Consider the following 16,082-nt stretch of genomic DNA (forward strand, 5'->3'; position numbering starts at 1 on the left):
CTCGATGACTGCTCTGACCATCCTCACGGTCGCCCTGGCCGCTGTCTTCGCAGCGCTGGGCGCGGCCAAGCTGCTCGCTCTGCCCGCCATGGCTCAGCGAGCGGCCCACGTCGGATTCGGCGTCGCCGCCTACCGCGGCATCGGTGCCCTCGAGATCACGGGTGCGGCAGGGCTGCTCCTGGGACCAGCCTCGAGGTTCATCCCCATCGCGGCCGCGCTCGGACTGTTCCTCCTTCTCGGTGCAGCGACCTTCGTTCATATCCGCGCCGGTGACGGACCCAAGGAAGCAGCCCCGGCTCTGGTGCTCGGCTGCCTGACCGTAGTCCTCGCATTCGGACTGGGGAGCCTCCGATGAACTCAACAGCTCCTTCCGAGACCTACCCGGTCGTCATCGCCGGCGCAGGCCCGACGGGCGTCACCGCCGCAACACTGTTGGGTCACTACGGAATCCGATGCCTCGTGCTGGATCGCTGGGACGGGGTCTACCCCCAGCCTCGCGCTGTACATCTGGACGACGAGATCTACCGGATCCTCGCCGAACTCGGGTTGGAGGACGAGTTCGCCGCGATCTCGCGACCGGCGCACGGTCTGCGGCTCGTCAACCGGCATCTCCGGGTTCTGGCAGAGTTCGACCGGCGAGGCGAGCAAGGACGCCACGGGCATCCGCGCGCGAACATGTTCGACCAGCCGGACCTCGAGCACCTGCTCCGCACGAACCTGAAGGACCAGCCGAGCGTCACCGTGCGTGGCAACGCCGAGGTCACCGACGTGACCCAGGACGGCCATGGCCGTGCCCGCGTCGACTTCACCGATCGGGTCACCGGCGCCCACGAGTCGGTCCTGGCGACGTACGTCCTCGGCTGCGACGGAGCGAACAGCGTGGTGCGGACCTCCATCGGAGCCCGGATGGAGGACCTCCACTTCGAGCAGCGCTGGCTCGTCGTGGACGTCGCCACCTCGGCTGACCTCGACCAGTGGGAAGGCGTCCACCAGGTCTGCGACGCCGCCCGTGCCGCGACATACATGCGCATCGGCGAGACCCGGTACAGGTGGGAGTTCCAGCTGCTACCGGGAGAGACCGCGGATGACTTCGCCTCGCTCCAGGCGCTGCTTCCGATGATCCAGCCCTGGGTGAAAGGCACCGCCATCTCCTATCTGGAACTCGTCCGAGTCGCGGAGTACACCTTCCGCGCACAGGTCGCGGACCGGTGGCGCGATGGCAATGTGTTCGTGCTGGGCGACGCCGCTCACCTGACGCCGCCGTTCATCGGCCAGGGAATGGGCGCAGGCCTCCGAGATGCGATGAACCTCAGCTGGAAGATCGCCGGCGTGCTGGTCGGAGATCTCCCCGAGAGCGTGCTGGAGACCTACGAGGCCGAGCGCAAACCCCATGCTCGTGCACTGATCCGCATCGCCAAGCTCATGGGCGTCCTGATGACCCAGGGCGGCCGCGCAGGCGACACCGCTCGCCGCGTCCTTGCCCCGCGCCTGCGCTACATCCCGGGCATCCGTTCCAAGATCCTGGACAGCGAGACCCCCGCACTGGCGCGTACCGCACTCGTCAGGAGATCGAGGATTCGCCGCTCACCAGCAGGGCGTTTGGCACCGAACGCGGCCACCTCCGAGGGCCGTCGGTTCGACCAGACCGTCGGACACCGGTTCGCGGTCATCTCCGCGCAGCCCCTCACCGCCTCTCAACGGTCGCTCCTGACCAGTCGGGGCGCGGTCGCGGTCGAGGCCCCCGCCGGCTCCCCACTCCACGACTGGCTCACGCACAACCGCATGACCGCGGCGTTGGTGCGGCCAGATCGAGCGGTCATGCTTGCCAGTCGCGACGTGGCCGCCGTCTGCGCCGCGACCCCGAACTTCTGCCCCAAGCCCTCGTAGGACGATGTCCACCGGCACGGGGAACTCAAGGGCCTCGGGTTAGGGAGTTGCGGCATGCGCGACGAGAGCGTGTCGAGCCAACCGAAATCACCAGCAGACGGCAATCGGCCCGCCACCTTTTCGCAGGTGGCGGGCCGATTGGTCGGTCGGCACAGGTTACAGATACTGACCCGTGTTGGAGACCTGCTCGATCGAACGGCCGGGCTCGGTGCCCTGCTTGCCGGTGATGAGCGTGCGGATGAAGACGATCTGCATGGAGGCAACTCGAGCGCCTCGTCAGGTCCGGGGACATCGTGGGAGAGGTACCGAAGCCCAGCGTGGTGTTGACACCGTCAACAGCTCCTGGAGACGAAGCGCGACTCCCGTCGAAGAAGCCCAGGGGCACAGCCACTCACACGCAGGTTCCGTCCGGCCCTCGGAGGTGGCCCTAAACGTCTCGCGATCGATCTTGGCGGTCGTGTACGCCGACAGGGCGGCTACGTCCCTTCGATCAACTCCTTCAGAGTTCTAGCGTGCTTGTGCACCTCAAAGTTTCGGAAGGGCGTTCGATGCTCCTCAAGCCTGTCCTGGCGCTGATGAGCCGCAAGATCCGATCCCGCGCCAAGAAGCTCGGCGTGCGCTACTCGTTCCTCCTCATGGAAGCCAACGGCACCCAATTCAAGACTCTCGCCGCGCTCTACGACGACGGCATCCTCCAGCCGGTCCTCGACCGCACCTTCCCCTTCGCCGACACAACCGAAGCGATGACGTACCTCGACCAGGGCAAGGCCAACGGAAAGATCGTGGTGACCCGATGAGCATCCCCGGCAACGAGCCCGTCCGCGAAGGCCTTCATCAAGCGGCTCCAGGAACGCACCATCGACCGTGACCGGCCAGCCAGCTGATCATCTACCCCAACTCCGGTCATGGCGGGATCTTCCAGTTCCACGAGAAGTTCGCCCCGGTCGCCGCCGACTTCCTCACCGACTGACCTCCGCGCCGGGGTGCCTACCGCCGAGGCCGACGCACCAGGCGCGGGGTGAGGCACTGCGCGGACCGGGATCTCGCGGCGCCGAGCCAGAGTCCGGCACCGTAGGCGAGGTCGTCGAGGCGGCGGCCGATGAGGGTCGTGGGCCGGATGTCGGTCTCGTGGAATGCGACGGCGGTGTCGACGACGAGCGCGGCGAGCACCATCCGGCGTGCGGTTCGGCTGAACAGACAGGCGACCAGCGTGAGCGGCCACCAGTGGCGCAGCAGGAGCGCCGACTCCTGACGCAGCGACCAGCCGAGTCCTCGGACGGCCAGACGCGAGGCGAGGCCACGGCGGCCGGGTACGTCGGGCAGAGCCTCCGAGACGACGCGGCTGCCCCAGACCAGCGAGGCGAGAGCCGCGGGTACCGACCACCAGCGGCCGGCGAGGATCGCGGCTCCGGCCGCCGCCATCGCCGGGGAGAGTACGGCCGGGGCGACCGCCGAGCCGTGACGGCGCCCGAGCTCGGCGCCGCCGGTGCCGTAGACGAGCTTGCGGCCGAGCCAGCCGCGTACGGTGCCGCGGACCTCGTGCAGGGCCACGAGATCCGGCGCGTAGCGGACGACGTGTCCGGCCTCGACCAGTCGCCAGACCAGGTCGACGTCCTCGCCCACGCGCAGGTCGCCGGCGAACCCGCCGACCGCTCGCAGGGTCGTGGTGCGGGCGACCAGGCAGGCCGACGGCAGCCAGCCGACCGCCGCGCCGGGACGTACCGAGCACGCTCTGGAGCCCAGGGAGAGCGAGGAGGCGGCCATGTCGTGGCGTTCGAACCACGCCGGCCGCGCCTTGGCGCTGTGCCCGCGCACCAGCGGCCCCACCAGCGCGACCCGAGGGTCCACGAGATGACCGGCCAGCTGCGCGAGCACCTCCGGGGCCGCGGTGACGTCGGAGTCGACGAAGGCGACGTAGGTCGTGGCGACCCGCGCGAGCCCGGCGTTGCGGGCGCCGGCAGGTCCCCGGTTGTCGGTCAGCGCGAGGAGGGTGGCGCCGTGGCGGCGTACGACCTCCGCGACGGCATCCGGGGCGCGGGAGGCGTCGTCGACCACGATGACGCCGAGCCCGCTCAGCGCGGCCAGGCAGCGGTCGAGGAGCTCGGGTCGGTCGTGGGCCGGGACGATGACGGTGAGGTCGGCAGGGTCGGCGGGCGTCAGGCCCGCGGGGTCGGCGAGGTTGCCGTCGAGCAGGCGGCGGGCAATGAGGTCGGTGGTGGCATCGTGGACCCGCACCTGCCTGCCGATCACACGGTCGGCGGCCGTGGACGCCAGGCGCATGGACCGCAACGGGGAGCCGCCGACCAGCGACAACCCACCGTCCGCCGTGGGCAGGAGACGTACGTCATCGCGCACCCGCACCGTGAACCCATCCGGCAGCCTCATCCGCCGAAGTGTCATCCGCCGAAGCCTCCGTCGGCGGCGACGACCGAGCCGTTGAGCACCGCCCCGGCACGCGAGCAGGCGTGGACGACGGTCGCGGCGACCTCGTCGGGCATGAGCGGGCGGCGTAGGAGCTGATGGGCGGCGAGGTCGTCCGGACTGACCTCGTAGAGGTCGGCGGTCGCAGCGAGCATCGCGGTGTCGGTGGAGCCCGGCGAGACGGCGCAGGCGGTCACGCCCGTGCCGGCCAGGTCGGCGGCCAGGCCTCTCACCAGGCCGATCACGGCATGCTTCGCGGCGTTGTAGGCGGCGAGGTGGAACAGTCCGCGCGATCCTGCGGCGGAGGCGAGCGCGACGAACCGGCAGCCGCTGGGGTCGGGCCCGGCGAGCATCGCGGGGACGGCGGCCGCGGCGGTGTTCCAGACTCCGGCGACGTCGATCTGCCACTGCAGGTCGAGCGAGGTGTCCTCCCACAGCGGGCGCCCGCCGGCGATCACCGCCGCACCTGCGACGGCGACGTCGACGCGCCCCCACCTCTGTCTCGCGGCGTCCACCGCGGCGGTCAGCGCCGCCGGGTCCCGTACGTCACCGACGACCGGCTCGACCCAGCCGGGCGGGAGCGAGGCGACCAGGGTGTCCAGGTCGGCCTTCGTGGCCTGCGGATAGCCGGCCGGAGAGTCCTCACCCGCGCACCAGTCGAGCGCCACGACGCGTACGCCCTCGGCCACCAGACCGCGCACGGTCGCCGCGCCGATCCCGCGCGCAGCACCGGTCACCAGCGCCACCCGTCCCACCTCGTCTGCGTCCACCGCATCAGTCTTCATCGCGCCGCGACGCCGATCTTGACGCGGTCGTAGGCGGCGAAGGTCATCTCGGTGAGAATCAGTTTCCCGATTTCGGCACTTGCGCCGGTGGGGTCGCCGAGGACTCCGTTGGCCGAAACTGCCTCCACCCCACCGGAGCGCATCTGAGGAAGCAGCTCCCGCAGCGGGCGGGTGCTGCCCGGCGTGGCTCGCTTCAGGCGTACTCGTTCAGGGGCCAAGTGCAGCATCAGGGAGGTCTCGGTGAGCCCGGCGTGCGGGTCGGCGTACGGCACCTGGCAGGGCACCCAGGCGACGTCGCGACCTTCAGCGCGGAGGATTCTGACCGCGGCCTTGAGTCCGTCGAGATTTCCTCCGTGCCCATTGACGAAGACGATCCGGGAAGCCCAGGTGGTCAGTGAACGGCCGAGCTCGACGAGCAGGCTGGTCAGTGCCTCGGTGCCGATCGAGATAGTTCCGGGAAACGACTGGTGCTCGCCGCTGGCACCGATCGGCACCGCCGGGGCGACGGAGGCGCCGATGAGCGGGGCGAGCTCGTCGGCCACCGCGGTCGCGATCACCGTGTCGACGTCGAGGGGAAGGTGGGGGCCGTGCTGCTCGGTGGACCCCACCGGCACCAGGATCGTGCCGCCCGGCACGATCTCCGGCCAGGGGCGGTCGACCAGGCTCACGGCCGGTCCGATGGTTGGCCCAGGGCGAGCTCGAAGCCGTCGGGGATCACCAGGTCCTCCGGGGTGAGGTCGTGGATGGAGGCCTTGCCCATGCCCAGGACCGCGGAGTCGAGGCCGTTGCGGAGGATGTCGAGGACGTTCTCGACGCCGGCCTGGCCGTTGGCGCCCAGGCCCCACAGGTAGGCACGGCCGACCATCACCGCACGCGCGCCCAGGGCGAGCGCCTTGGCGACGTCGGAGCCGCGGCGTACGCCACCGTCGAGGAGCACCTCGATCTGGTCGCCCACCGCGGTGGCGATCGGGGGCAGCACCCGGATGGTGGCCGGGGTGCCGTCGAGGTTGTTGCCGCCGTGGTTGGAGACCGAGATCGCGTCCACGCCCGCGTCGACCGCGCGCAGTGCGTCGTCGACCCGGCAAACGCCCTTGAGCATGAACGGCTTGCCCTGACCAGAATTGTCGGCAGTCAGGTCCTTCCAGGTGCTCACCATCCAGGCGACGTCGTCCCACGACGGGGGCGGCGTGGTCATCCACTCGTAGTAGGCACCGAAGAACGTGGGCGGCTCCCCCAGGCTGCCGTCGTCGGCGATCGGCGCCAGGTTGGGGGCGGTCAGGTCCGGGATGCCGCCGCTGCGGGCGTACGCCGCCAGCCATCTCCCCCGGCTCATCACCTGGGGCGCGAACCGGAGCATCGCGGAGAGGTCGACCTTCTCGGGGATCTCCGGGCTGCCCCAGTCACGGCCCATGGAGAAGGACCAGTCCAGGGTGGCGATCAGCGCCTTCGCCCCGGCGGCGTGCGCCCGGCACATCCGGCGGATCATCACATCCCGGTCACCGGTCCAGTACATCTGGAAGAACGTCGCCGCGTTGGCCGCCACGACCTCCTCGACCGACTTCGAGGCGAAGTTGGACAGCCCCATCACCGTGCCCCGCGCCGCCGCCGCCCGCGCGACCGCGACCTCACCGTCGGGATGGACGGCCTGTACGCCGGTGGGCGAGATGATCACCGGGAACCCGATCTCCTGGCCCAGCACCGAGGTCGCCAGCTCGCGCTTGTCGTGATGGCCGGCCACGTGCGGCGCCAGCCCGAGGTCGGCGAACGCCTGCTGGTTGTCCGCGATCGTCTGGCCACGCTCCGAGCCGGCCAGCAGCGCGGCGTACACCGGCTTCGGCAGCCGCTTGCGGGCACGCTCCTGCGCCACCGCGACGGACTCGAACCACGGGTTCTGCTTCCAGGGATTCTTCCAGGGCATGTCTGATCTCGCTTCTGTCTTCAGAGGGTTCAGTTCGGGGCGAAGCCGGCCAGCGGCGACTCGGCGCAAGCACTCACCGGCGGGGCGAGGTCGGAGTCCGGACGCCGTCGGGAGAGCGTCAGCAGCACCGGCGCGTTGCGGCTTGGGGCGCTGCGGGAGTGGTCCTGGCCGACCGCGGGAATGGTCCGGGCACCGGCGAGCGCGGACTCGCCATAGCCCTGGACACACTCGGGGTCCGGCCCGTCCAGCGGCAGTCCAGTGAAGAACTTCGCGGCCATGCAGCCACCGCGGCAGGAGTCGTAGTGGGCACAACCCGAGCAGGCGCCACCGGTCTGCGGCTCCCGCAGCTCCTGGAAGAGTGCCGAGGTCTTCCACACGCTCTCGAAGCCGCCGTCGGTGAGCAGGTTGCCGGCCAGGAACTGGTCATGGATCGCGAACGGACAGGCGTAGACATCCCCGACGGGGTCGATCAGGCACACCACCCGGCCGGCGCCGCACAGGTTCAGACCAGGCAGCGCACCGCTGCCGTCCGCGGGCCCGAAGGCGGCCAGGTGGAAGAAGGAGTCACCGGTCAGCACATTGTCTCCGTTGGCGACAAGCCATTCGTACAGCTCCCGCTGCTGCTCGGGCAGCGGATGGAGCTCGTCCCACACATCCGCCCCGCGGCCCGAGGGACGCAGCCGGGTCAGCCGCAGCGTCGCCCCGAACCGGTCGGCGATCGCCTTGAACTCGTCGAGCTGCCCGATGTTCTCGCGGGTGCAGACCACGCTCACCTTGGCGTCACCGAACCCCGCCTCGTGCAGGTTGCGCAGCGCGGTGATCGCGGTGTCGTAGGACCCCGTCCCCCGCACCCGGTCGTTGACCTCGGCGGTGGCGCCGTCGAGCGAGATCTGTACGTCCACATAGTCGCTGCCCGCCAGCCACCGCGCCCGCTCCGGGGTGAGCCGGACGCCGTTGGTCGAGAACTTCACCCCGACGTCGTGGGCGACGGCATATTCGACCAGGTGCCAGAAGTCGGAACGTACGGTCGGCTCGCCACCGCCGATGTTCACGTAGAAGACCTGCATCCGCTGCAGCTCGTCGATCACCGCCTCGCACTGCTCGGTGGTCAGCTCGCGCGGGTCGCGCCGGCCGCTGCTCGAGAGGCAGTGCGCACACTCCAGGTTGCACGCGTAGGTCAGCTCCCAGGTCAGACAGATCGGCGCATCCAGGCCGAGCTCGAAGTGCTCCACCAGCTTCATCACAGTCTCCTCACGCCACGGGACGGATCATGTCGGTCCGGGCCAGGCCGGAGAGCGCAGCGACGTACGCAGCGTGCTGGCCCTCCGGCACTCCCGATGCCACGAGCGCACCACGCACATCCGGGTGCGACCCCAGGGCACGCACCACCGCCACCAGCTCGGGACGCTTGAGGAAGGTCAGCTTCCGGTTCCCGAAGTGGTAAGCCAGCGCCCCGAACGGCTCGGGCCGCAACGCGACCGACGGCGACAGCGCCCACGCGCTCTCCAGCGTGACGAGCATCAGTAGACGCCGCACATGCCGTCGATCGAGACCTCTTCGATCAGCGACTCCTCGGTCATGGCCTCGTCCACTACCTGGGTGTTCTCTTCAGGATTCATGACAGCTCTCCTTCATCTCGGGTGACGTACGACACATTAATGACACTCAAGGTCAAAAAGATAGGGGTTCGCCAGAACCGGCAACTCTTTTGCCTACGGCGCGACTGAGGCTGCTGATAGATTCGGACGAATGCCGACCAGCCCCGCCCCCGCGACGCGGCGCAGCTCGCTCCGCGGACGCCCCGCCGCCACCACGCACGCGGAGATCGAGCAGGCTGCCTTCCAGCTCTTCGTGACCAGGGGCTTCGAGGCCACCACCCTCGACGACATCGGCGAGGCGATCGGAGTCGGCAGGCGCACCATCACCCGCTACTACCCCTCCAAGAACGACATCCCCTGGGGACAGTTCGACCGCACCCTCGACGCCTTCCGCGAGATCCTGCGCTCCATGCCTGCCGACCTCCCGCTGCACGAGGCGGTCCACCGCGGCGTACTCGCCTTCAACGACTTCCCCGCCGACGCCAGCCCCAGCCACCGCGACCGGATGCGCCTGATCCTGACCACCCCGGCGCTCCAGGCTCACTCCGTGCTCCGCTACGCCAGCTGGCGCGAGGTCATCGCCAGATACGTCGCCGAGCGCACCGGCCTCCGCCCCGACGACCTCCTCCCCCAGACCATCGGCCAGGTCTCCCTCGCCCTCGCCCTGACCTCCTATCAGGCATGGCTCGCCGACGAGGACGCCTCGCTCCCCGACCTGCTCGACGCCACGATGGCCCACCTGCGCTCGCACCTCGCAAACTGACACCTGCGTGCCACAGAGCCGCAGCGACGGAGTGCGTCGCTGTGGCTTGTTTGCGCACACTTAGATCGCGAAACCAGCATCACCCACAGAAACACCATGGTGGCGTCGATGCCGTTGCCCGGGATCCGCCACGACACGAACGCCCTCACCCAGGGCGTGTCAGACGGAGGCGAGGAAGCTGCGGAGGAGTCGGGTGGTTTCTGCGGGGAACTGGTCGACGAAGAAGTGTCCGCTGGGCAGAGTCGCTGTTCGCATCCGTGACAACCGGGCGGACCACACTTGCTCCATGTCGATGAGCCGAGCGATTCCTCGCTCGCCCCAGAGCACCAGAGCCGGGCAGTCGACCTTGCGGTGGAGATCGGCCTCGTCCAGGCGCACATCGACCTCGCCTGCGGCACGGTAGTCGGCGCCGCTGCCGAAGATGAAGTCGCGATCACGCCAGGATCGACGGTAGGACGCGAGCTGTTCGGGGTCGAAGTCACTCAGCTCCATCGCTCCCCAGCCAGTCAGGCAGCCCTCGAAGAAGTAGTCGGGGTTGGCCGCGATGATCTCCTCGGGGTATGCCGCCGGCTGCTGCAGGAAGTACCAGTGCCAGTACGCCTTTGCCATGGCCGCGTCGACGCGCTGGAACATGTCGTAGGTGGGTGCGATGTCCAGCAGTGCGAGCGACCGCACAGCCTCGGGGTGGTCGAGGGCCATACGATGCGCGGTCCGTGCGCCGCGGTCGTGGCCGACCACATGGAACCGCTCGAAGCCCAGGGTCCGCATGACATCGACCTGATCCTGGGCCATCTGGCGGAAGCTGTAGTTGGCCAGGTCCTCGTCCTGGACGGGCTTGTCCGAGTCGCCGTAGCCACGCAGATCTGCGCAGACCACGGTGTGGTCGGCAGCAAGGGCTGGGGCTACCTGTGCCCACATCGAGAGGTTCTGCGGATAGCCGTGCAGGAGCAGCACGGGACTGCCACTGCCGCCGACGACCGTGTTGATGGTGATCGCGGTGCGGACCGCCTCCCGGCGGAAGTCATCGAACATGACTCACACTCTCCCGTAGTTCCGCACCGCTCGCCGCCCTCAGCCTCCCAAAGGATCACTAGGCGTTGACGTCGACGACCGTCCGCCCGCGCACAGTTCCGGCAAGCACCTGCTCGGCAACCTTGGCTGCCTGACCGAGTGGCACCGTAGTGGTCATCTGCTCGAGCAGGTCTGCGTCGAGGTTCGCTGCCAGCAGATCCCAGGCGTCGTTCCGCTTGGTCTGCGGAGCGTTGACCGAGTCGATCCCGGCCAGGGTGACGCCCCGCAGGATGAACGGAGCGACCGACCCCGGGAAGTCCAGTCCTTGGGCGAGCCCGCAGTTCGCAACGACTCCCCCATACCGGATCTGGCCGAGCACGTTCACCAGCGTATGGCTGCCGACGCTGTCGACGCCGCCTGCCCATCGCTCGCTCTGGAGCGGTGCCGCGGCCGGCTCCGAGAGCTCCCCACGCGAGACGATCGTGGAGGCACCCAGGCGACGCAGGTACGTCTCTTCGGCCGGTCGTCCGGTCGAAGCGTGCACCTCGTAGCCGAGCGCGGCGAGCAGTGCGATCGCGACCGAGCCGACGCCGCCGGCCGCACCCGTGACGATGACCGGTCCGTCCTGGGGCCTCAACCCGTGCTGCTGGAGGGCCACGACGCTGAGCCCTGCGGTGTAGCCGGCGGTGCCGATCGCCATCGCCTGCCAGGTGGTGAATCGCTCAGGTACCCGGGTGATCCACGCTGCGGGTACGCGTGCCTTGGTGGCGAAGCCACCGTTGTGGTTCACGGCCAGTCCCCACCCGTTGACGGCGACCGCATCGCCCGGCGAGAACCCGGACTCGGCCGAGGCCTCGACCACGCGGCCGGCGAGGTCGATGCCGGCGACCACCGGGAAGCGCTCCACCACCGGTACGGCACCGGTGACGCCCAGCCCGTCCTTGAAGTTGACCGCCGAGTACTCGACGGCGATCGTGACGTCGCCGTCTCCGATGTCCTCGTCGGGGATCTCGGTGAGCTCGGCGCGCTGGCCGGCATCGTCCTTCAGGATCTGTACTGCTCTCATCTGGTCTCCTTGGCAGGTGCTTGGTCGGCCCCGGGCTGTCCGAGGTCCGCGGGAGGGCGGGCGCCCGTCAGGCCAGGCAGAAGCCGGCGTCGATCTTGAACTCGAGGCCGGTGACGAAACGGGCCTCGTCCGAGACGAGGAACAGCACCGCGTCGCTGACGTCCTGGGCGTCGACCCATGGGGTCGGCATCGGGTTCAGCGTCGCGAAGACCTCGGCCGCCTGCTCACGTGTCGGATTGTCGATGTGGGGCATGAACAGCTTGTGCACAGCCTCGTTCTGCACCATGGGTGTGTCTGCGATGCTGGGGTTGACGGTGTTGACCCGGATCTTCTCAGCGGCCAACTCGAGGGCCATGACCCTCATCAGGCCGATGACACCGGACTTCGCGGCGACGTAGTGCGCCATGTTCGGCATCGCCCGGATGCCGAGCGCGGAGCTGGTCAGGACGATCGACCCACCCTGGCCGCCTGCCCGGATGTGCGGGATCGCGGCCTTGGCGGCGTAGTAGACGCCGGTGAGGTTGACGTCGATCATGTCCCGCCAGGTCTGCTCCGGCAGGGCTTCGGTCGGGCCTGCCGAGAGGATCCCGGCGTTCGCCACGGCGATGTCGAGCCGTCCGAGTTCCGCGACCCCGTCTGCTACGGCGGCCTCGAGTGCCGAGAAGTCCCTCACGTCGGCGTGGCTCGCCACGATCTTGCGGCCGAGGCCCTGGACGAGGTTCACCGTCTCCTTGAGTTCGGCCTCGGTCGCCAGGGGGTACGGCACGGAGTCGATCGGTTCGCAGATGTCGACCGCGATGATGTCGGCTCCCTCTGAGGCCAGCCGGACGGCATGTGCCCTGCCCTGTCCCCGGGCTGCCCCGGTGATGAAGGCGACCTTGCCTTCGACGCGTCCAGTCATGTTGTGCTCCTTGGTTGTGTGGATGAGTCCTGGATCAGTTCTTGTTCGCGAAGCCGCCATCGACCGTCAGAGTCGTCCCGGTGACGTAGCGGCCGTCGTCGGAGACGAGGTAGAGCACCGCGTTGGTGACGTCCTCGACCGAGACGAGGCCGACCGGCATCGCGTTGGTGACGTGCGAGACGAGCTCAGGGTTCGCCTCGAGGAAGGCGTCGATCGACGGGGTGACGATCATGGGCGTCTCCACCCCGGTCGGGTGCACGGTGTTCACCCGGATGGAGTGGGCCGCCAGATTGTTGGCATAGGACCGCATCAGCCCGACCAGGCCGTGCTTCGAGGCGACGTACGCGAGTGACCCCCGGGACGGCCCCAGGATTCCGCGCAGACCCGCCGTCGAGCTGGTCAGCACGATGGCCCCGCCTGCGCCGCGCTCGATCATCGACGGCACGACTGTCTCCAGGGTGTTGAAGACGCCGGTGAGGTTGATGTCGATCGTGTCCTTCCACGCCTCGTGCGGCTGGTCCACCGCGAACAGGGCAACCCCCGCGTTGGCGATGACGATGTCCACATGGCCGATCTCAGCGACGCCCTCCCGGAACGCCTCCTCGAGCTGCTGCTCGTCACGTACGTCCACCTCGACGGCGATCGCCCGACGACCCAGTGCCTCGACTGCCTTGCGGGTCTCGACCAGGTCTTCGGAAGTGGCCAGGTCGTAGCGCGCGGACGGCAGCTGCTTGCACATGTCCAGCGCGATGATGTCGGCGCCCTCAGCGGCCAGTCGCAGCGCATGGCCACGACCCTGTCCGCGGGCCGCACCGGTGATGAACGCGACCTTGTTCTCGACTCGTCCCATGACCTTCTCCTCGTTGTTCGATCCGAACGGGACCGGCCATCGTGGCCGCTCCGTGTGAAGCGAGGCGTCGTGGCTGCGGGTGCAGCCCGGCGTCGTGGTTCATCAGCGCGCTGCCTGGGCCTCGATCGCGCCAAAGGCTTCGCGAAGGCGGTCGACGACATCGGGGTCCTCGATCGTCGGTGGCACCTGGACCGGCCCTCCGGTGGCGAGGTCGCGGAGCGTGCGACGAAGGATCTTCCCCGAGCGGGTCTTCGGAAGCTGGTCGACGACGAGGACCGTACGGAACGACGCAACGGCGCCGATCCGCTCGCGGACCATCGCCACCAGTTCGGCCGTGATGGCGGCCGGGTCACGGTCGGCGCGCGCCTTGAGCACGACCAGTCCCGTCGGCAGCTCGCCCTTCAGCGGATCGGGTGCACCGATGACCGCGCACTCGGCGACATCGGGATGGGCGGCCAGCACCTCCTCCATCGCACCCGTGGACAAGCGATGCCCGGCCACGTTGATGATGTCGTCGGTGCGGCCGAGCACCCAGACGTCACCGTCCCCGTCGACGCGCCCGGCGTCACCCGTGCGGTACCAGCCCGGAAAGTCCTCCAGGTACGACGTCCGGTAGCCCTCGTCGTCGCCCCACAACGTGGGTGCGCATCCCGGTGGCAGCGGAAGTCGGATCGCGAGGTTGCCGGTCTCCCCCACCGCCAACGGACCGCCGAGATCATCGAGCGCAGCGACCTCGAAACCCGGGCTCGGTCGTCCTCCGGAGCCGGGCTTGAAGGGAGTCAGCTCTCCACCTCGGAACCGGGCCGTGATCGGCCAGCCGGTCTCGGTCTGCCACCAGTTGTCGATGACAGGTCGGTCGAGCTGCTCCTGCAACCAGATCGCGGTCGGCGGGTCGCAGCGTTCCCCAGCCAGGAACACTGCCTGCAGCGACGACAGGTCGTGTTCCGCCTTCATGTCCAGCTCCGGGTCCTGACGCCTGATCGCCCGAATCGCCGTGGGCGCGGTGAAGAGGATGTTGACCCGGTGCCGCTCTATGACCCGCCAGAACGCGGCAGCGTCCGGTGTGCCGACCGGCTTGCCCTCATACATCACCGAGGTCAGCCCGGCGAGCAGCGGCGCGTACACGATGTAGGAATGTCCGACCACCCACCCGACGTCGGAGGCGGCCCAGTACACATCTCCTTCGCTTAGTCCGAAGATCGTCGGGATCGAGGCGGCGAGGGCGACCGCGTGCCCGCCGTTGTCGCGGACGATGCCCTTCGGTCGACCCGTCGTGCCCGAGGTGTGCAGGATGTACAGCGGATCGGTCGCCTGCACAGGCACCGGATCGTGCGGGCTCGCCGCCGCCTCCGCGGCCAGCAGATCGTGGTCACGACCCGGCATCAGCTCCGCCGGCGCCTCCGGACGCTGGAGCACGAAACACGCCTCTGGGCGATGGCGCGCAAGCATGAGCGCCTCGTCGAGCACCGGCTTGTACTCCACCACCCGGCCTGGCTCCAGTCCGCACGATGCCGCGATCACGACTCGCGGAGAGGTGGCGTCGATCCGCGTCGCCAGCTCGGAGGACGCGAACCCGCCGAACACCACCGAGTGGACGGCGCCGAGTCGTGCGCACGCCAGCATGGCGATCGCCGCCTCCGGGACCATCGGCATGTAGATGACCACCCGATCGCCCCGGCCCACTCCCACTGCAGCGAGTGCCCCGGCCAGCTTGGCGACCCGGTCGCGAAGCTCGCGGTAGGTGTGGGTGACGACCTCACCGGTCATCGCGCTGTCCCAGACGAGCGCCGGGCGGTCACCAGCACCTGCCTCGACGTGACGATCCAGGCAGTTGTAGCTCGTGTTCAGCCGGCCGTCGGGAAACCAGCGGCCGTACGGACCGGCGGAAGCGTCGAAGACCTCGGACAGCGGCGTGTCCCAGGCGATCCGAGAGGCCTGCTCTCGCCAGTAGCCGAGCGGGTCTTCCCGCCAGCCCTGGTAGAGGCTGCCATGGTCGGTCATCGAGAAGCTTCCGCGTCCTGGGCGCCGAGGAACCGGTTGACCTGAGCCGCAACCGTCTCCGGGTGCTGCTGGTGGGGCGCGTGGCCGGCCTGGGGATAGATCGCCAGCTGCGCGTTGGGCAGCTCGCGATACAGCAGCCACTCGTTCTTCAAGGGGAAGAAGTGGTCGTCGTCCCCGTTGATGATGAGCGCCGGCTGACGCAGCTCGGCAAGACGTGCATAGTGGTCGGTCTTGCCGCCCATGTAGTCCAGGATCAGGCCCACCATGGCCTGGATGGTCTCTTCGGAGACCAGCGGTTCCCGATCCGTACGCAGCGCGTGGCGCTCGATGTAGGCCTGGGTCTCGGCGTCACGACCCTCGGCGAAGAAGAGATAGCGGACGTCCTCGAAGGCGTACTCGGGCTTCAGGGCGATCTCGAAGACGATGTCCGTGGGCGGATCGGTCTCGGCGTTACCGCCGGGCCCCGTGCCGATCAGCACGACCTTGCGCACCAGCTCGGGCGCAGCCATGGCGATCGCCTGGGCGACGAATCCGCCCATCGAGAAGCCCAGTACGTCGACGCTTCCGAGGCCCAGTGCACGCACGAACGAGGCCGCGTTGCGAGCCTTCTCGTCAACGCTCGTCGCCGGCACTCCCGTCGACGAACCGACCGCCGCGTCACTGAACAGGATCACGTGCCGCTCCGCGGCCATGGCGTCCACGAAGGCCGGGTCCCAGTCGTCCAAGGTCCCCCGGAACCTGTGCAGGAACACCAGAGGCGTCGCGTCCACCGGCTGCGCCGGACCGAGTTCGCGGTAGGCATACCGCACACCGTCGACCTCGACGTACTTCGTTTCGATCTCCACCGAGCGGTACTTGCTGTCAATCACCAAAGAGCTCAC

At 69.0% G+C, this 16,082-nt stretch carries 17 protein-coding genes; 4 read left to right on the forward strand and 13 right to left on the reverse strand.

The window, feature by feature from the left end; all coding sequences use genetic code 11:
* The first annotated feature begins 4 nt into the window (after positions 1 to 4).
* The 3 genes from ABTX24_RS25440 (at position 5) to ABTX24_RS25450 (ending at position 2,684) form a co-directional block, all read left to right on the forward strand.
* Entirely contained in the window at positions 5 to 355 is a 351-nt protein-coding gene (locus ABTX24_RS25440; protein WP_350843553.1) for a DoxX family protein, read from the forward strand.
* On the forward strand, positions 352 to 1,887 hold the full coding sequence (mhpA, locus tag ABTX24_RS25445) for a bifunctional 3-(3-hydroxy-phenyl)propionate/3-hydroxycinnamic acid hydroxylase MhpA (RefSeq protein ID WP_350843555.1): 1,536 nt from the start codon (positions 352 to 354) through the stop codon (positions 1,885 to 1,887). The genes ABTX24_RS25440 and mhpA overlap by 4 nt, the downstream gene beginning before the upstream one ends.
* A gap of 548 nt (positions 1,888 to 2,435) precedes the next feature.
* On the forward strand, positions 2,436 to 2,684 hold the full coding sequence (locus tag ABTX24_RS25450) for a zinc-binding dehydrogenase (protein WP_350843556.1): 249 nt from the start codon (positions 2,436 to 2,438) through the stop codon (positions 2,682 to 2,684).
* A gap of 190 nt (positions 2,685 to 2,874) precedes the next feature.
* Here ABTX24_RS25450 and mftF read toward each other — a convergent pair whose 3' ends face one another.
* Genes mftF through mftA form a run of 7 tightly spaced genes read right to left on the reverse strand, consistent with a single transcriptional unit; the run spans position 2,875 to position 8,630 of the window.
* On the reverse strand, positions 2,875 to 4,272 hold the full coding sequence (mftF, locus tag ABTX24_RS25455) for a mycofactocin biosynthesis glycosyltransferase MftF (protein WP_350843558.1): 1,398 nt from the start codon (positions 4,270 to 4,272) through the stop codon (positions 2,875 to 2,877).
* An 11-nt stretch (positions 4,273 to 4,283) separates the two neighbouring features.
* Entirely contained in the window at positions 4,284 to 5,078 is a 795-nt protein-coding gene (locus ABTX24_RS25460; protein WP_350843560.1) for a mycofactocin-coupled SDR family oxidoreductase, read from the reverse strand.
* A gap of 11 nt (positions 5,079 to 5,089) precedes the next feature.
* Positions 5,090 to 5,761, reverse strand: a complete 672-nt coding sequence (mftE, locus tag ABTX24_RS25465; RefSeq protein ID WP_350843562.1) for a mycofactocin biosynthesis peptidyl-dipeptidase MftE — start codon at positions 5,759 to 5,761, stop codon at positions 5,090 to 5,092.
* Entirely contained in the window at positions 5,758 to 7,011 is a 1,254-nt protein-coding gene (gene mftD / locus ABTX24_RS25470) for a pre-mycofactocin synthase MftD (protein WP_350843564.1), read from the reverse strand. Before mftD ends, mftE begins: the two co-directional genes overlap by 4 nt.
* A gap of 29 nt (positions 7,012 to 7,040) precedes the next feature.
* The gene (gene mftC, locus ABTX24_RS25475; protein WP_350843566.1) at positions 7,041 to 8,252 is read right to left on the reverse strand and encodes a mycofactocin radical SAM maturase; all 1,212 of its coding nucleotides are present in this window, start codon (positions 8,250 to 8,252) and stop codon (positions 7,041 to 7,043) included.
* Between the two features lie 10 nt (positions 8,253 to 8,262).
* Complete coding sequence (mftB, locus tag ABTX24_RS25480) at positions 8,263 to 8,532, reverse strand: mycofactocin biosynthesis chaperone MftB (RefSeq protein ID WP_350843568.1); 270 nt, start codon at positions 8,530 to 8,532, stop codon at positions 8,263 to 8,265.
* Entirely contained in the window at positions 8,532 to 8,630 is a 99-nt protein-coding gene (gene mftA, locus ABTX24_RS25485; protein WP_350843570.1) for a mycofactocin precursor MftA, read from the reverse strand. Before mftA ends, mftB begins: the two co-directional genes overlap by 1 nt.
* Before the next feature lie 130 nt (positions 8,631 to 8,760).
* Here mftA and mftR point away from each other — a divergent pair, with 130 nt between their 5' ends.
* Positions 8,761 to 9,372 carry a mycofactocin system transcriptional regulator MftR gene (gene mftR, locus ABTX24_RS25490; RefSeq protein ID WP_350843572.1) on the forward strand — a complete coding sequence of 204 codons (612 nt, stop codon included), beginning with the start codon at positions 8,761 to 8,763 and terminating at the stop codon, positions 9,370 to 9,372.
* A 159-nt stretch (positions 9,373 to 9,531) separates the two neighbouring features.
* Here mftR and ABTX24_RS25495 read toward each other — a convergent pair whose 3' ends face one another.
* The 6 genes from ABTX24_RS25495 to ABTX24_RS25520 all read right to left on the reverse strand — a co-directional run bounded on the left by ABTX24_RS25495 (position 9,532) and on the right by ABTX24_RS25520 (position 16,070).
* A complete protein-coding gene (locus ABTX24_RS25495; protein WP_350843574.1) occupies positions 9,532 to 10,404 on the reverse strand; it encodes an alpha/beta fold hydrolase in 873 nt (290 codons plus the stop codon).
* Positions 10,405 to 10,462: 58 nt separating this feature from the next.
* A complete protein-coding gene (locus ABTX24_RS25500) occupies positions 10,463 to 11,449 on the reverse strand; it encodes an MDR family oxidoreductase (protein WP_350843576.1) in 987 nt (328 codons plus the stop codon).
* Between the two features lie 67 nt (positions 11,450 to 11,516).
* On the reverse strand, positions 11,517 to 12,350 hold the full coding sequence (locus ABTX24_RS25505; RefSeq protein ID WP_350843578.1) for a mycofactocin-coupled SDR family oxidoreductase: 834 nt from the start codon (positions 12,348 to 12,350) through the stop codon (positions 11,517 to 11,519).
* 34 nt (positions 12,351 to 12,384) lie between these two features.
* The gene (locus ABTX24_RS25510; protein ID WP_350843580.1) at positions 12,385 to 13,200 is read right to left on the reverse strand and encodes a mycofactocin-coupled SDR family oxidoreductase; all 816 of its coding nucleotides are present in this window, start codon (positions 13,198 to 13,200) and stop codon (positions 12,385 to 12,387) included.
* A 102-nt stretch (positions 13,201 to 13,302) separates the two neighbouring features.
* Positions 13,303 to 15,201, reverse strand: a complete 1,899-nt coding sequence (locus ABTX24_RS25515) for an AMP-binding protein (protein ID WP_350843582.1) — start codon at positions 15,199 to 15,201, stop codon at positions 13,303 to 13,305.
* Entirely contained in the window at positions 15,198 to 16,070 is an 873-nt protein-coding gene (locus ABTX24_RS25520; RefSeq protein ID WP_350843584.1) for an alpha/beta fold hydrolase, read from the reverse strand. The genes ABTX24_RS25515 and ABTX24_RS25520 overlap by 4 nt, the downstream gene beginning before the upstream one ends.
* Positions 16,071 to 16,082: the final 12 nt, after the last annotated feature.

Source organism: Nocardioides sp. NPDC127514, from assembly GCF_040302125.1.
Taxonomy (GTDB): Bacteria; Actinomycetota; Actinomycetes; order Propionibacteriales; family Nocardioidaceae; genus Nocardioides.

Coding starts and splice junctions, on each gene's coding strand:
- ABTX24_RS25440 (WP_350843553.1), top strand. CDS start 5: ATGACTGCTCTGACCATCCTCACGGTCGCCCTGGCCGCTGTCTTCGCA.
- mhpA (WP_350843555.1), top strand. CDS start 352: ATGAACTCAACAGCTCCTTCCGAGACCTACCCGGTCGTCATCGCCGGC.
- ABTX24_RS25450 (WP_350843556.1), top strand. CDS start 2,436: ATGCTCCTCAAGCCTGTCCTGGCGCTGATGAGCCGCAAGATCCGATCC.
- mftF (WP_350843558.1), bottom strand. CDS start 4,272: ATGAGGCTGCCGGATGGGTTCACGGTGCGGGTGCGCGATGACGTACGT.
- mftD (WP_350843564.1), bottom strand. CDS start 7,011: ATGCCCTGGAAGAATCCCTGGAAGCAGAACCCGTGGTTCGAGTCCGTC.
- mftC (WP_350843566.1), bottom strand. CDS start 8,252: ATGAAGCTGGTGGAGCACTTCGAGCTCGGCCTGGATGCGCCGATCTGT.
- mftB (WP_350843568.1), bottom strand. CDS start 8,532: ATGCTCGTCACGCTGGAGAGCGCGTGGGCGCTGTCGCCGTCGGTCGCG.
- mftA (WP_350843570.1), bottom strand. CDS start 8,630: ATGAATCCTGAAGAGAACACCCAGGTAGTGGACGAGGCCATGACCGAG.
- mftR (WP_350843572.1), top strand. CDS start 8,761: ATGCCGACCAGCCCCGCCCCCGCGACGCGGCGCAGCTCGCTCCGCGGA.
- ABTX24_RS25495 (WP_350843574.1), bottom strand. CDS start 10,404: ATGTTCGATGACTTCCGCCGGGAGGCGGTCCGCACCGCGATCACCATC.
- ABTX24_RS25500 (WP_350843576.1), bottom strand. CDS start 11,449: ATGAGAGCAGTACAGATCCTGAAGGACGATGCCGGCCAGCGCGCCGAG.
- ABTX24_RS25505 (WP_350843578.1), bottom strand. CDS start 12,350: ATGACTGGACGCGTCGAAGGCAAGGTCGCCTTCATCACCGGGGCAGCC.
- ABTX24_RS25510 (WP_350843580.1), bottom strand. CDS start 13,200: ATGGGACGAGTCGAGAACAAGGTCGCGTTCATCACCGGTGCGGCCCGC.
- ABTX24_RS25515 (WP_350843582.1), bottom strand. CDS start 15,201: ATGACCGACCATGGCAGCCTCTACCAGGGCTGGCGGGAAGACCCGCTC.